This window comes from Stenotrophomonas sp. YJH_SMC_14-1, from assembly GCF_059372275.1.
Genome location: NZ_JCAFVK010000002.1, coordinates 1 through 13,846 on the forward strand (window position 1 = coordinate 1; position 13,846 = coordinate 13,846).

Here is a 13,846-nt window from a genome sequence, read left to right on the forward strand (position 1 = left end):
CCTCGCCGCCTGACTGAAATGCCGGCCAGCGGCCGGCACTACCCCTCGCCGCCTGACTGAAATGCCGGCCAGCGGCCGGCACTACCCCTCGCCGCCTGACTGAAATGCCGGCCAGCGGCCGGCACTACCCCTCGCCACTGGTAGTGCCGGCCGCTGGCCGGCAGCGCCCAGGATCAGGCCGCGACGCTCTCTTCCAGCGTCGGGTAATCGGTGAAGCCGACCGCGCCACCGCCAAAGAACGTGGCGCGATCCGGCGGATTCAGCGCCGCGCCCGTACGCAGGCGCTCGGGCAGATCCGGGTTGGCGATGAACGGCCGGCCGAAGCCGATCAGGTCAGCCCAGCCTTCGGCCAGTGCCTGCTCGGCGCGCTCGGCGGTGTACTTGCCGGCGTAGATCAGCGTGCCCGGGTAGACCATGCGCAGCGCCTGCTTGAACGCCACCGGCATCGGCGGTGCATCGTCCCAGTCGGCCTCGGCAATGTGCAGGTAGCCCACCCCCATCTCACCGAGCAGGTGTGCGGCAGCCAGATAGGTCGCCTGCGGCGTATCGTCCACCGCCCCCTGCAGCGTAGTCAGCGGCGCCAGGCGCACGCCCACACGCTCGCCACCGGCAACCTCGACCACCGCCTGCACCACCTCGCGCAGGAAGCGCAGGCGATTCTGCAGTGAGCCGCCGTAGGCATCGGTGCGCTGGTTGGCCTGCGAATCGATGAACTGGTTGATCAGGTAGCCGTTGGCGCCGTGCAGTTCCACACCATCAAATCCCGCGGCCAGCGCATTGCGCGCAGCCTGCGCGTAATCGGCGACGATGCCCGGAATCTCGTCCTCGCGCAGCGCGCGCGGCATCGAGTGCTGGATCATCTCGCCCACACCGGCTTCGGGACCCGCCCCAGTCGGGTCGACGAACACTTTCACGCCTTCGGCGAGCAATGCCGAGGAAGACACCGGCGCCGCGCCATCGGGCTGCAGGGCCACATGCGAGACACGGCCGACGTGCCACAGCTGGGCGTAGATGCGGCCACCGGCGGCGTGCACCGCATCGGTCACCTGCCGCCAGCCCTGCACCTGCTCGACCCTGTGGATGCCCGGGGTCCAGGCATAGCCCTGGCCCTGCTGGCTGATCTGGGTACCTTCGCTGACGATCAGGCCGGCGCTGGCGCGTTGCGCATAGTAGGCGGCCATTTCCGCGGTGGCGACGTTGCCATCGGCGGCGCGCGAGCGGGTCATCGGCGGCATCACGATGCGGTTGGGCAGCGTCAACGCGCCCAGGCGGTGGGAGGTGAACATCATGGCGGCAATCTCTTGCGGGGGGAGTGCCGCAAAGGATGGGGATGCCGGCTGCCAGGCAACAGGCATGCACTGGCAAAACAATTGTTCCCTCGAGGCAAGGATCACCCGCCACGAGGGCTCATCCACGCATGGCGTGGCTCTTCTACTCCAGCCTTGGCTCGATCTTTACCGCACCATGCGCCACGCGGTCATAGCAGGCGCGCACCACGTCTTCCCCGTACTTGCGCTCCAGCCGGCGCACGATGAAGTGGCCGCGCGCCATGTCCTGGTAGTAGTCGGTGAACATGGTATTCAGCGTTGCACCGGCGGCAGCACCGACGATCGGCACCGCCTGTGCGGCGAATTTCTCGGTGACCACCACGCCGAAGCGCGCCGCCACCTTCTCCACCATCTTCGCCAGCAGCTTTCCAGCTTCCTTCGGTGCCACGCCCAGGGTCAGGTCGCGGCCGGTCACCACACGCCCAGCCAGTTCGGCCGAAAGATGCCGCATCACGTCGGTGGTGAAGCCACGGGCCAGGTAGTAGCCGGTCTCGCTGGCGTCGTCGCGCGGCGAGTTGCCACCGAGCGCGAACACCTCCAGGCACGCCTGCCGGGTGCTGAACTCGGACAGGTCGAAGCCCTCGCTGCGGGCCACGTCGGCCACGGCGCGCATCATGATGGTGGTCGACACCGGCAGTTCGATGAACAAGGCCGTGAAACCAAAGGCACCGCCGACCGCGCCCGAAGTGGCTGCCGCCAGCTTGTGCCAACGGGTCGACGCTCCCTTGCCGGGGGTGTTGTCCATGCTCCACAGCGCCGCCTGTGCGGACTTGGACAGCGCCGCCTGCACCGCTCCGTGTATGCGACCGGAGACCGCCTTGGGCAGCGCCTTCACCGCGAACTCCAGCGGCGTGCCGACCAGGTTGGCCATGCGCGCGGTGAGGGTCGGCGCTTCCAGCAGGGCCACCGCCCGCTGCAGGTCGGACCAGTCGCGGGCGTCGTGGGCAATGTCGCGGGGAAGCAGGATGGGCTCGTTCATGGCGCCGATCTTAGCGCCGGGGAGTTGAACGGTTCGTCGCGAGGCACGACAGAGGGGTCGGAGCCCTTGCCGCGGGAAAGGGATCCGACCCCGACGCCTTGCCGGCCAGCGGCCGGCACTACCAGTTCGCGTGTCACCCGGTCGCGCCGGGCCATGCCCGGCGTTGTTGTTCAGGCCGTGGGCAAGCCCGACAGCGTGCCCATGAACTGGCGGTAATGGCGCAGCTCGGCGATCGAGTCGTGCACGTCGCTCAGTGCGGTGTGGTTGCTGTTCTTGCCGACGCCGGCGGCCACGCTCGGCGCCCAGCGCTTGGCCAGTTCCTTCACCGTGGACACGTCCAGGTTGCGGTAATGGAAGTACTTCTCCAGGCGCGGCATCTGGCGGTGCAGGAAGCGGCGATCCTGGCAGATCGAGTTGCCGCACATCGGCGAAAGACCGGCCGGGATCCACTGCGCCAGGAAGTTCACCGTCTGCGCCTCGGCCTGGCCGAGGGTGGTGGTGCTGTCCACCACGCGCTGCCACAGGCCCGAACGACGATGCTGGTTGCGGTTCCACTCGTCCATCGCCTCCAGCGTTTCCAGCGGATGATGGATGGCGAATTCCGGACCTTCGGCCAGTACGTTCAGCTGGGCGTCGGTGACCACGGTGGCGATCTCGATGATCGAATCGTTGTCGGTGTCCAACCCGGTCATTTCCAGGTCGATCCAGATCAGTCGTTCGTTGGCCGCGCCGGTGTCCGCCATTGTGTCGCCTCGTTGCTGGGCAGGCGCGCGGCCTACCGGTGAAGGAAAGAGGCGCCCATCATACCCGTTCGCCCCTCAGCCCTCGCCGACGTGGTCTTCCAGCAGCAGCGGCGGCTTGCCACGCTTGGCGCGGAAATAATTGGTCAGGCGCGTACTGGCTTCCTTGGCCAGCACCCCGCCGTGGATCTCGACCCGGTGGTTGTGGCGGGCATCGCCGAGCAGGTCGAACACGCTGCCGCACGCACCGGTCTTGGGGTCGCTGGCGCCGTAGACCAGGCGCGAAACGCGCGCATGCACGATCGCCATCGCGCACATCGCGCACGGCTCCAAGGTCACGTACAGCGTGCTGCCAAGCAGGCGATGGTTGGCCAGCAGCTTTCCACCGGCCCGCATGGCCACGATCTCGGCATGCGCACTGGGGTCATGCGAGGCAATGTTGAGGTTCCAGCCCTCGCCCAGCAGCTGGCCGTCGGCGCCCACCAGCACCGCCCCGACCGGAATCTCGTCGAACTCACGCTGCGCGCGCTCGGCCAGGGCCAGTGCATGGCGCATCCAGTGTTCATCGGCGTCGTGCACCGGTACACCCAGGACATCGGTCATGGCGGTTCTCGCTTTTCAACTGGGCCAGGATGGCCGCCGGGGGCGCATTGTACGCCCGGGGCCGTGCAGGCGCCGCTAGCGCGCGTCGAAGCGCTCGCGGGCCGCATCGAGCGCCGGGAAGTTGTGCTCGGCCCAGCGATCCAGGGCGGACAGCGTCTCGACCAGGCCGCGCGCGACCTCGGTCAGGCGGTACTCCACATGCAGTGGTTTGCTGCCCCGGTCACACCGCTCGACCAGCCCATTGCGCTCCAGCTGGCGCAGGGTCTGGGTCAGCACCTTCTGCGAGATGCCTTCGATCTTCCGCAGCAACGCGCCGTTGCGAAGCGGGCCCTGCGCCAATGCCGGCAGCAGCAGCATCACCCACTTGCCTGAAATCAGCGCAAGCGCATCGCGTGCCGAACAGTCGGCGGCATAGACATCCCCGGGAAAGGCCATGGTTACCTCAAGGTGCGTAATTGCCGGCGCATGCCGGCACCGCGAGGATGGTCGCACACTCCTCGAACACCTCGCCCCATGCGCGCCCTGATCCTGCTTGCCCATCCCGAGCCCCGCTCCTTCAATGCACATCTGGCCGCTCAGGCCGCCGAGCAACTGCGGCATGACGCGCTGCAGGTGGACGTGGTCGACCTGTATGCGGAGGGCTTCGATCCGCTGGAAGCGGCTGACCACCATCCGCATCGCCTGCATCCCGGCCACTTCGACGCCCAACGCGAACAGCGGCACAGCGCCGAGCAAGGCCAGCTGCCCGTCGATGTGCAACGTCACCTGCAACTGCTGCGGGCCGCAGACCTGCTGATCCTGCAGTTCCCGCTGTGGTGGTTCGCGGCACCGGCCATCCTGAAGGGCTGGCTGGATCGCGTACTGGTGTACGGGCCGATGTACAACAGCCGCCTGCGTCACGAGCACGGAGCGATGCGCGGCAAGCGTGCGTTGCTGAGCGTCACCACCGGCTCATCGGCACGGGCCTGCGCAGTCGACGGCCGCGAGGGAGATACCCGGTTGCTGCTGTGGCCCTTGATGTACAGCCTGCGCTACGTCGGCTTCGACGTGATGGAACCGCACGTGGTGCACGGCGTGCGTTCCGGGCTGGCACCGGAGCGTGTGCAGGCCCACGACGAGGCACTCGCTGCAGCAACCCACCACTACCGCGAACGCCTGGCGCAATGGCCGCAGTGGCCCACCGTGCCCTTCAACGACAGCAGCGATTTCGAGGACGGCATTGCGCTGCGCGCGGAGGCCACTGCCTACAGCCCCTTCATCCGCCATCGCAACGCCGGATGAATCCACATCTGCGCGCTGGATCGGGACGCGCCATACTACGCACTCTTTGCAAGCACCTTGGCGAACCCATGACCACCCTCCGCCCCTCCCGCGCCGACGACGGCGCCGCTCTTGTCGACCTCTGGCGCCGCGCCGTCGACGCCACCCACGACTTCCTCAGTGCCGAAGACCGCCAGGCCATCGATGCCGAAGTCGCCGGTTTCCTGCCGCAGGCGCCGATGACCGTTGCTGTCGATGCGCAGGATCGGCCGCTGGGCTTCATGCTGATCGATGGCACGCACATGGAAGCGCTGTTCATCGATCCGGACGTACGTGGCACCGGCATCGGCCGGCAACTGCTGCAGCACGCACTGGCCCAGCATCCGCAGCTGAGTACCGACGTCAACGAACAGAACGCACAGGCCGTCGGCTTCTACCTGCGCATGGGCTTCGTCGAAACCGGACGTTCACCGCTGGATTCGCAAGGCCGTCCGTATCCGCTGATCCACCTTCGGCACAACGGCTGACATCCGTCGGCAGCAGCCACGTGCTAGCGTGGTTGCTTTCGACCAAGGAATGCCGCATGGATGGTGCAAAAGCCCTGTTGACCCTGTTTGCGCTGGGCATCAGCCTGGTCTGGATCCTGGTGCCGTTCGCCATCTTCGCCGTGCGCAACCTGCTGCGTGAAGTACTGGTCGAGCAGCGCCGTACCAATGAACTGCTTGAACACATCGGCGGTTACCGCATTCCGAAGCCGCAACCCGAACCGACCGTCTGGCGCGCGCCCTGAGCAGAAACGTGCCAGGCCCGGATCAGGCCGTCGCCTCGAAGGCCGGTGAGTACTGCACCTCGCCCTGTGCCAACGGGGGCTGCAGGCAAAGTGCCTGGAAGTACTCCGGCGGCACACCCGGCAGCACCAGGCCCGGCTCGGCACAGAAGCCGAAGCGACCGTAATAGGCGGGCTCGCCCAGCAATACACAGCCATGTGCGCCCTGCTGACGCAGTGCTTCAAGTGCGGCATGCATCAGGGCCGCACCGATGCCCTGCCGCTGCCAGGCGGGCAATACCGAGATCGGCCCCAGGCCAAACCAGCCCGTGCTGCCATCGCTGATCGTCACCGGCGACACCGCCACATGGCCGATCACCTTCCCGTCCATCTCGGCCACCAGCGAAACGCTCAGCTCCCCGCGCGCGCGAAGGGCGTCGACGATGAACTGCTCGGTATGGCTGCTGTGCGCAGCGTTCCGGAATGCGGCCTCGGTGAGCGCGTGGAGGGTGGCGTGATCATCAATGGCTTCGGCACGGATGGTGTAGTTCATGGCGTAATGCTCGCTTGCGTGAGAGTCGCGTGAATTGGCGACCGTTGTCACAAATTGGCGGCGAAATGTCGAACGCGAAGCGCAATAGCCTGGCCAACCCCGAATCGCCTGTGCCGCAATCGATTCGGTGACGCTCCCGAACGCTGAATGCGTCAAAATTCCGTCACCCACGCCTTGCCGCAGCTGGCGCCAGGTTTCCAGAACACTCCATAATCGATAAACCTGTCACCAGGGAAGGATATATGGACACGGACGCACGATGCAGGATGCCGCCATGGATGTAGCCACGCCGACACGCGATGGACGCCATCTGGTACCGATGGGCCTCTTGCTGGCGCTGACGGCCTGCTCGCCTTACGCGGACGCAGAGCGTGACGTCGCCGCAGGTGGACGCGGCCTGGCCAAGCTCAACCCGTCACCGCAGCAGGGCTACGAGCTGGTACTGACCCTGAAGGATGCCCCCGGTCCCTTCGCGGTGGTCGAGGGCGTTGCCCAGTACGACGTCAGCAACCACAGGGACTGCGGCCGGGTCCTGTGGGCGACCGGTACCGCCAGCCGCATCACCAGCCAGGAGTTGGTGGAACTACACAAGGTCGACGAGAACGAATACCGCGGTACGTTCTACCTCGACCGCATGCAGGACGAGGATTACTACGGCCGTGGCGTCTGCCATTGGACGTTGACGGGTGTCGGTGCGATGTTGCGCGCTACGACCGGCGAGGCGGATACGCGATTCCTTACGTTCGTCGACAAGGAGCGCATGGAGAGCGACTCACCTCTTACGCTTTATTACCCAAACCTTATCTATCCGCGCGCCGACACTGTCGCCAACTTTGGCGCCAGTGGCAAGGAAGATCCGTCGGGGTACAGCGAAGAGCTGCGCGACGCGCTGTTCTCAACCACAACCACTGTGCGGCAGCTCTCGCCGTGAGCTGCCAGTGCCACATTTCCCCCTACACACCAGGAGGCCGACATTGCGCCACAAGATGATCCCGTGCCTTGCTCTGCTTCTACTGACCGCCTGCAACCCGGAGACCGCCATGAACCAGGAACGTGCCGCTGCCGAAGCCGATGTCGCCCAGGGTGGGCGCGGCCTCGCCAAGCTCAACCCCAACCCGCGCAAGGCCTATGAACTGGTATTGCGCCTGAAGGATGCACCCGGCGACTTCGCACTGGTCAAGGGCGTAGCGCAGTACGACGTCACCAACGAGGATCAGTGCGGCCACATCGAGCCGGCCACCGGCACAGCTGCACGTATCACCAGCCAGGAACCGGTGGAGCTGCGCAAGGTCGCTGAGGGCGAGTACCGCGGCACGCTATATGTGGACCGCATGCTGGATGAGGACTACTACGGTCGTGGCGTCTGCAAGTGGGAGTTCACCGGTGCCGGGGCAATGCTGAAGGCGACAGGTGCCGAAGAAGAGACCCGCTTCCTCACCTTCGTCGACGCCAAGCCGCTGACCGAAGGTGGCGCCCATACGCTCTACTATCCGGATCTGGTCTATCCGAAGGCAGATCGCGTTCCTAACTTCCCAGCCAGTGGCGAGCCCGATCGCAGCAACTACGCCGCTGATCTGCAGGACAAGCTGTTTACGATCACCCTCTCCGCAAGTGAGGTCGCGCCGTGACCATCACCTCTCAGGACTACGCCGCGTTATCCAATGACGCCTACAAGGATCGGGCCGTCGGCCGACGTGAACCCGGCCAAGAAGAAAAAGTCACGTTAAACGGCCATGAGTACAAGATACTTGAGCATGTCAACAATCGTCTCAACGGCTATCAGGGCACCGTCTATCAGCGCGTAGACACCAAAGAGATCGTCATTGCGCATCGTGGCACCGAGCAGATCGCTCGCGATGCGATTCTGACCGACGGCGGCATGGTGGTTGCGCGCACCAACGTGCAGGCGCCTGACGCGATTGCTTTGACACAGAGGACACTCGAAGGCGCTGCGCTTCAATCCCGCTTGAACGGTGTGCCCGCGCCCCAGGTCACCGTCACCGGTCATTCCCTCGGCGGCGCCCTCGCCCAGATCACCTCGCACCACTTCAACGTCAAGGGCGAGACCTTCAATGCCTACGGCGCGGTCAGCCTCAGCTATCGCATTCCGGAAGGCGGCAACACCATGATCAACCACGTCATGGCCTCCGATCCGGTCAGCGCCGCGTCACCGCATTTCGGCCAGGTACGCATCTATGCCAAGCCCGACGAGATCAAGACGCTCGCGGCAAACGGCTTCAGCAATCACGCCCTGCGTGATCTGATTCCGGACCGCCCGATCATCGCGGCCACCAGCTCGTTCGGTGCGCACAAGCTGGGCAACTTCCTCAACGAAGGCTCGGTGCTGAAGCACCCCGAAACGCAGAAGCTGGCGAAAGACAACGCCAAGATGATCGAGGAGTATCGCGACGACGTCGAGTCACTGCGTCGCGGCGTCACCCGCGCTGCACGCGGCATCCCGGGCGGCGCCATCGATCTGTACGACCACATCCGCGGCCCGCTGCAGCCCGGTGAACCGGCACGCCGCGAAGCGGAGAAGAATGGCCATCACACCAGCATGCTGCGCATGGACGATGCCAACCATCTGGGCAACCCGCTGTTCAACGACGCGATTCGCGGCGTGCACGCACATGACGTGCGCGTTGGCCGCGTGCCGGACGTGATGAGTACGCAGCTGGCGGGCAGCCTGGCGGCGGAGATGCACGCTGCAGGCGGCAAGCGCATCGACGAAGTGGTGATGAACGCCGATGCCTCGCGCAGCTTCGCCGTGCAGGGCCAGGGCGGTGACCCCGCCCACCTTCGCGTGTCGGTGGATACGGCAGTGGCGATGAACACGCCGCTGGAACAGAGCAGCCAGCGCATCGACCAGCAGGCTGCAGGCCAGCGCCTTGCGCTGGAGCGCGACCAACAGCTGGAACAGCAGCAGCATCAGACCCGCAGCCTGCAGGCCTGATGGACAGCGCGGGAGCCGGTCATTCCGGCTCCCGCCTCAGCACCGTGACTCAGGGGCTGGTGGCCGCGACCGGCGCAGATGCACTGGCGGTCACGAACAGATCCGGCCCGGAATCCGGGAAGCCGCCGCAGGCGCGATCGCCCGGCGCGACCGGATCACACGGCCACTGGCTGCGCGGGACCTTGTCGCGCAACTCGAAGCGATCGCCGGTCCAGACCACGAAGGCGAGATGCTCGCGGTTCCAGTCACTGAACGCACGCGCCCCACCCTTCGGCACCGTCTCCGGATACTGCACGAACCAACGCATGGCCGGCCCGAACTGCAGCTTGCTGTGATCCAGCGTGATCCTGCCCCCACGCGCCAGCTGGCGTGCGCGATCCGCCTCGGTCACCTGTGGCATGGCCGGCATCGCCTCGGCGGTAACATCCCTCGGCGGCGCATCGCCACGCACCTGGTAGACACGCTGGCCCACATACGCCTCGCGGCAGTTGCCCGCTGGCACACGTACCGGCTCCGCGCTGAACTCATCGCGGTTGGCGACCTGGTCGCTGCAGGTGAACGGCGCGGACACCAGGTAGAACGTGCTGTCGGCATCGCGCCCTTCCAGCGAGCGCACCCAGACGTCGCCCATCCGCACGATGAAGTCCGGGCGCTGGCCGTACCCAGGCACCGCCTTGAACCAGGCCTTCTGCTGTACCTCTCGCTCGCGCCAGTTGCGCGGCAGGTGGATGTCCTGCTCGGGCAGCGCGACCAGCAGAGCGGCCAGATGCGCCGGCATGGTGCCCTGGCATGCGCCGGTCAGCAGGTCGCCCTGGGTCGCCAGTCGCCCGGCCAGATCCACCGGGCAGCGCGCACCGAGCGCCCGCTCGGTCGCCCGCTCGGGCGACAATGGCACGATGGCCAATGCGGGCGGTGCGGGTGCTACCGCCGGAACGGTTGGCTCGGCGGTAGCAGGCGGTGCCGTTCCTGCGGGCGCATCAGCGATCGCCTGTACCGCGGCGGGCGGCGCTGTCTCCTGAGCCTGTGCCGAGGCTGCGGCAAGTCCAAGTGACAGCAGCCAGAGCGGCGGCAGGCGGCGCGCGGATGCATTGCAGCGGGCAGCGGCCTGCAGGGCATTCAAGGGAACGATTCGCATGTGGTGTCCTTACGGGTGGGTTTCCATGTCGGCGCCACAGGGCGCCATGCGTCGTACGCAAAACAACGGCGGGCACCCTGCCCGCCGGCACCAAGTGCTACAGGGATCGAGAACGCTGCTCCTGCTCGCGGGCGAGCGCGGCCGTCGGATCCTGCTGCGCAACGCTGGCCGCCAACTGCTGGCTGCTCTGCGCCAGTGGCTGCTGGGAGGCCTGCTCCCGGTCAACAGACGCACGCAGCATGGCCGGATCACCCAGCGCGCCCTGCACTGCAAACAGCGTACGGCCGTCGTTGCCCGCCAGCAGATGATCGATGCGCGACAGGCCGGCCTTCTGCGCCCCCAGCGCCAATGCGCCAGCGGTATTGTCGAGCTCCTGTGCACTGCGCAGTCCACTTTGCGGCCCCATCTGCCGCAGGTGCTGGCGCGCATCCTCGAACAATGCGTTGCCGGGCTCACCGGCATGCGACATGTCGCGTGCAACGGTCTGCGCCGGCGCACCGACTTCGCCGCGATCCAGTCGCGCCATCACGTCCGGCGTCAACTTCTGCTGCCAGACCTCAAATCGTTGCCGGCGCGCCTCGATGCCATTGAGCGCGCCGTTGAGCGCATAAGTTGCTTCGCGCACATCATGGCGCGCCCCCTCCGGCACCCGTGTCTGCCACTGCCATACGGCAATACGGCCTGCGTGCTCGGGCTGCGCTGCCAGCTCCGGGTGATTCACCAGGTCCAGATCCAGCGCCTTGCCGGCACGCTCGTAATTCTCCTTGCCGACCAGTGGCAGATAGCCGCGGCCGTGGTACTTCAGCGCGTCACCAGGCGCGTCGTTGCCCATGCGCCCGCCGTACATCAGCTCAGCCAGGTTTCCCGGGCGACCACGCAGCGCTTCCTGGCGGGCGCTCTCCAACGCGGCGTTGCCATTGCGCCACGCAGCCTCCACCGGGATCTGCGAGATTCCCCGGGTGAAGTTGAAGCTCTCGTTGAGCCGGCTCAAGCCGCGCGACTCGTGCCCTGCCTGGGCCATGAAATTGGCCAGTTCAAGCGGGGAGTCGATGCCGGCTTTGGTCGCCTGTCGCAACAGCTGCGACTCTCTATCGGTCGACACAGTACAACTCCTGAATCTTCATCAGCGCGGATTCCCTTCCGCCGGTTGGAGCTTGGCTCATGGAAGCGACACCTCGGCAACACTGGATGGGTCGAAGTCCTCGAACCTCACCCTGCCCAGCTCCGCCGCCGAGTAATCCCGGATGTTGGTCGCTTCGGTCTCGATATCCACGACCTTGCGTCTCACCCCGTCAACCCAGCAGGCCTTGTCCGCGGGCGCATAGCGGAACCGGTAGGTGCTGCTCCAGCGCTCGCGGCTACCGCCGTTGGTGATCACGCTGAAGGTGCCCTTCTCGACCATTGCATACGCAAAAGGGTCGCCGGCCAGGCCACCTCGGGTGGAACACGGCACCAGCTTGTCGTTGCGCGCGGCCAGCTGCCAGCGCCCGCGCCCATCACCGCGCAGCAACAGCAGCACCCGGTTTGGCCCGTGCTGGCCGGGCACCAGCCCTTCCGGCGTCGGCTGGTCGATGACCAGCAGCTGATACTCGATGCCATCGCCGTTGAGTTCGCCCCTTACGGCTTCCAGCAGGTTCGCACCGGACGGAACAAATGCCAGGGCATCGTCCATGTGTGCGCCAACCCTGTCTTCCATCCCCTCCCACTCCTTCAATGTGGTCATGCCGATACCCGCCTCCCTGCCCAGCCGGAACGCGTTCCGGCTTATCCGCGCCTGCGCGGACAAGGATCATAGCCTTGCGTACGGCAAGGCCGCGATGATGGCGAGCGTCACCCGATGCAGGGGCTGACAGCGTCCTCATTGGACGGAAGAACCCCTGCATTCGGTGGCACTGGCGCGTCATTTTCATGACGCGTGGGGAGCTTACCGCGAGGCGTTCTGCCGCGTCGAAGTGCGAGGAAATCGAAAAGCGGAATTGATCACAGAAAACGGGGCTTAGCGTGAATGGCGCCTTACCTGATGAACAGATCCGCCGTGCAGGCCGTTCTGGCGATCCCGCATTGTCCCTGCGGCAGCTGATTCCATGCCGCCTTCGCGTTGCATTGCTGCATCGCGACAATGACCGCCCCCTGTTCGGACATGGCGGTGGCAACGCTGGTGGTTTCAGTGCCCAGACCCGCGTGTGCGACTGCCACGCATTGCGCCTGGAACAGGGTCGCCAACGTACATTCGCCCTGCCCGAACTCCCTGCACTCCTTCATGGAAGCACGCTTGGCCTTGCCCCGCGAACGCATCGAGTTGCTGATGAAGGTATCGCCGCGGGCATCCATTGCCACGCCGCGCACGGTCTGCGCCCAGTTGGGGCGATTGTTGTACGGGGATCCTGAGCTGCTTACCGGAATGGGCGCACAGCCCTGTACACCCTGGCCACCGATGGGATACATGCCCTGCGGGCAGTTGCCTTCGGCAAGCGCGGTGAACGGCGGCAGGCCTGCAATCAGCAGACACGGGAGAAAAGCGAGGTGGATTCGTTTCATGGGGAGACTCATTCCTTTGCTGCCCATTGTGAGAGGCGGGACGGCCTGAGCAGATGATCGTTGCCCAAACTTGCCTCCCGGGTTGGGAAGGCTTCGCAGAGCAAACACAGGCCCGGGCTGGCCGGGTACAAGATCATTGGAGAACTCGGCGATTCCAACCGGAGTGCGCTGCAAGCCCGATGGTGGCGCAGCCACGCTGAACGCTCAAGGTCAATCGCGTCAGACTGTGCATCAACGCAGGCTCGACTGAAGTAAATCACCCAGTTGAAGTAGAGCCGGGGCACAGCAAGTTACTGTCGATCACATAGACGCCGTCGCACCAATATCGCCTTCACGTCGGCATGTCGAAGCTTGCCCAAGCCGTTGCCCTGAGCAATCAACACGCTCCAAGCACTGGCTGTCAGGATCCTTTAGCTAGAACGCCTCATAGACCGGCTCAGAACACGCTGAGTAGGCGACTTTGCATTGCGTTCCAGCCGGATCCACGCAGATCTTTTGTGCCTGCGCAATGGCTTCCTTCAAGTCTTTACCGCTCGCAACGCCACCACGCGCCCCATTGCCTTGGCTCTGAGGAACGACCCAAGCCGCACACTGGTTCCGGTACGCGATGAGTACTCGGCAGTCGCGAGCAGCGCGCATGCCGCATCCCTCGAGAGCGACACGCTCCGCATCCTCTTTCGTAGCCCTCCCTGTCGCCACGCCTGCTTCGTTCGTGCTGGGCGAGGAAGCAATGGCACCCCACGTCTTATGCCACTGGCCAGCGGGTTCCGCCCCACGGGCGCCCCCCCCCGCTCCAGGGATGGGGGCACACCCCCCCACCCCTTGATCGCCGATGGGGTACTGGCCGGCCGGGCATCGGCCCTCCGCATTGGCGTTATTGGCAACGAGGAGTGCAGCAAACAGCAGCGTCAGAGTCACGAACGCCGGATTACCGCGTAAAGGTTTGAAATCGGCCATTGTCTTGAATCTCTGAAAATTCACGGCGCCTCAG

The 13,846-nt window shown here is 65.6% G+C and carries 17 protein-coding genes; 6 read left to right on the top strand and 11 right to left on the bottom strand.

Translation table 11 applies throughout. From position 1 onward, the window contains the following. Positions 1-173 precede the first annotated feature (173 nt). The 5 genes from AC5P9P_RS04875 to AC5P9P_RS04895 form a co-directional block, all read right to left on the bottom strand. The gene (locus AC5P9P_RS04875) at positions 174-1,289 is read right to left on the bottom strand and encodes an alkene reductase (protein WP_495232621.1); all 1,116 of its coding nucleotides are present in this window, start codon (positions 1,287-1,289) and stop codon (positions 174-176) included. 142 nt (positions 1,290-1,431) lie between these two features. Next, positions 1,432-2,307: an EcsC family protein gene (locus tag AC5P9P_RS04880; protein ID WP_495232622.1), complete on the bottom strand. Its 876-nt coding sequence runs from the start codon at positions 2,305-2,307 to the stop codon at positions 1,432-1,434. A gap of 170 nt (positions 2,308-2,477) precedes the next feature. Continuing rightward, a complete protein-coding gene (orn, locus tag AC5P9P_RS04885) occupies positions 2,478-3,050 on the bottom strand; it encodes an oligoribonuclease (RefSeq protein ID WP_033833154.1) in 573 nt (190 codons plus the stop codon). Positions 3,051-3,125: 75 nt separating this feature from the next. Next, positions 3,126-3,650, bottom strand: coding sequence for a tRNA adenosine(34) deaminase TadA (gene tadA / locus AC5P9P_RS04890; RefSeq protein ID WP_005410103.1), 525 nt, complete (start codon positions 3,648-3,650; stop codon positions 3,126-3,128). A gap of 75 nt (positions 3,651-3,725) precedes the next feature. After that, complete coding sequence (locus AC5P9P_RS04895) at positions 3,726-4,085, bottom strand: winged helix-turn-helix transcriptional regulator (protein ID WP_005410104.1); 360 nt, start codon at positions 4,083-4,085, stop codon at positions 3,726-3,728. A 78-nt stretch (positions 4,086-4,163) separates the two neighbouring features. Here AC5P9P_RS04895 and AC5P9P_RS04900 point away from each other — a divergent pair, with 78 nt between their 5' ends. From AC5P9P_RS04900 to AC5P9P_RS04910, 3 genes are all read left to right on the top strand, one after another. Continuing rightward, on the top strand, positions 4,164-4,931 hold the full coding sequence (locus AC5P9P_RS04900; RefSeq protein ID WP_049402200.1) for an NAD(P)H-dependent oxidoreductase: 768 nt from the start codon (positions 4,164-4,166) through the stop codon (positions 4,929-4,931). A gap of 68 nt (positions 4,932-4,999) precedes the next feature. Continuing rightward, positions 5,000-5,437 carry an acetyltransferase gene (locus tag AC5P9P_RS04905; RefSeq protein WP_005410106.1) on the top strand — a complete coding sequence of 146 codons (438 nt, stop codon included), beginning with the start codon at positions 5,000-5,002 and terminating at the stop codon, positions 5,435-5,437. A 56-nt stretch (positions 5,438-5,493) separates the two neighbouring features. Further along, positions 5,494-5,700 (top strand): hypothetical protein, encoded by a 207-nt coding sequence (locus tag AC5P9P_RS04910; protein ID WP_005410107.1) that lies wholly within the window; start codon positions 5,494-5,496, stop codon positions 5,698-5,700. A gap of 22 nt (positions 5,701-5,722) precedes the next feature. Here the strand turns inward: AC5P9P_RS04910 and AC5P9P_RS04915 are convergent, their stop codons facing one another. After that, entirely contained in the window at positions 5,723-6,229 is a 507-nt protein-coding gene (locus AC5P9P_RS04915) for a GNAT family N-acetyltransferase (protein ID WP_033833156.1), read from the bottom strand. 274 nt (positions 6,230-6,503) lie between these two features. On the opposite strand from AC5P9P_RS04915, the gene AC5P9P_RS04920 reads away from it, so the two are divergent. From AC5P9P_RS04920 to AC5P9P_RS04930, 3 genes are read left to right on the top strand one after another with little or no spacing between them, the layout of a single operon-like run. After that, the gene (locus AC5P9P_RS04920) at positions 6,504-7,160 is read left to right on the top strand and encodes a hypothetical protein (protein ID WP_049430802.1); all 657 of its coding nucleotides are present in this window, start codon (positions 6,504-6,506) and stop codon (positions 7,158-7,160) included. A 43-nt stretch (positions 7,161-7,203) separates the two neighbouring features. After that, the gene (locus AC5P9P_RS04925) at positions 7,204-7,857 is read left to right on the top strand and encodes a hypothetical protein (protein ID WP_033833157.1); all 654 of its coding nucleotides are present in this window, start codon (positions 7,204-7,206) and stop codon (positions 7,855-7,857) included. Then, positions 7,854-9,182: an XVIPCD domain-containing protein gene (locus AC5P9P_RS04930; protein ID WP_005410111.1), complete on the top strand. Its 1,329-nt coding sequence runs from the start codon at positions 7,854-7,856 to the stop codon at positions 9,180-9,182. The genes AC5P9P_RS04925 and AC5P9P_RS04930 overlap by 4 nt, the downstream gene beginning before the upstream one ends. Before the next feature lie 49 nt (positions 9,183-9,231). Here the strand turns inward: AC5P9P_RS04930 and AC5P9P_RS04935 are convergent, their stop codons facing one another. The 5 genes from AC5P9P_RS04935 to AC5P9P_RS04955 all read right to left on the bottom strand — a co-directional run bounded on the left by AC5P9P_RS04935 (position 9,232) and on the right by AC5P9P_RS04955 (position 13,812). Further along, the gene (locus tag AC5P9P_RS04935) at positions 9,232-10,317 is read right to left on the bottom strand and encodes a hypothetical protein (protein ID WP_495232623.1); all 1,086 of its coding nucleotides are present in this window, start codon (positions 10,315-10,317) and stop codon (positions 9,232-9,234) included. A gap of 97 nt (positions 10,318-10,414) precedes the next feature. After that, positions 10,415-11,419 carry an XVIPCD domain-containing protein gene (locus tag AC5P9P_RS04940; protein ID WP_049402202.1) on the bottom strand — a complete coding sequence of 335 codons (1,005 nt, stop codon included), beginning with the start codon at positions 11,417-11,419 and terminating at the stop codon, positions 10,415-10,417. Positions 11,420-11,476: 57 nt separating this feature from the next. Then, positions 11,477-12,013, bottom strand: coding sequence for a hypothetical protein (locus AC5P9P_RS04945; protein ID WP_005410114.1), 537 nt, complete (start codon positions 12,011-12,013; stop codon positions 11,477-11,479). Positions 12,014-12,330: 317 nt separating this feature from the next. Continuing rightward, positions 12,331-12,867, bottom strand: coding sequence for a DUF4189 domain-containing protein (locus AC5P9P_RS04950; RefSeq protein ID WP_442245865.1), 537 nt, complete (start codon positions 12,865-12,867; stop codon positions 12,331-12,333). A 402-nt stretch (positions 12,868-13,269) separates the two neighbouring features. Next, positions 13,270-13,812: a DUF4189 domain-containing protein gene (locus AC5P9P_RS04955; RefSeq protein ID WP_080240965.1), complete on the bottom strand. Its 543-nt coding sequence runs from the start codon at positions 13,810-13,812 to the stop codon at positions 13,270-13,272. Between the last annotated feature and the right edge of the window lie 34 nt (positions 13,813-13,846).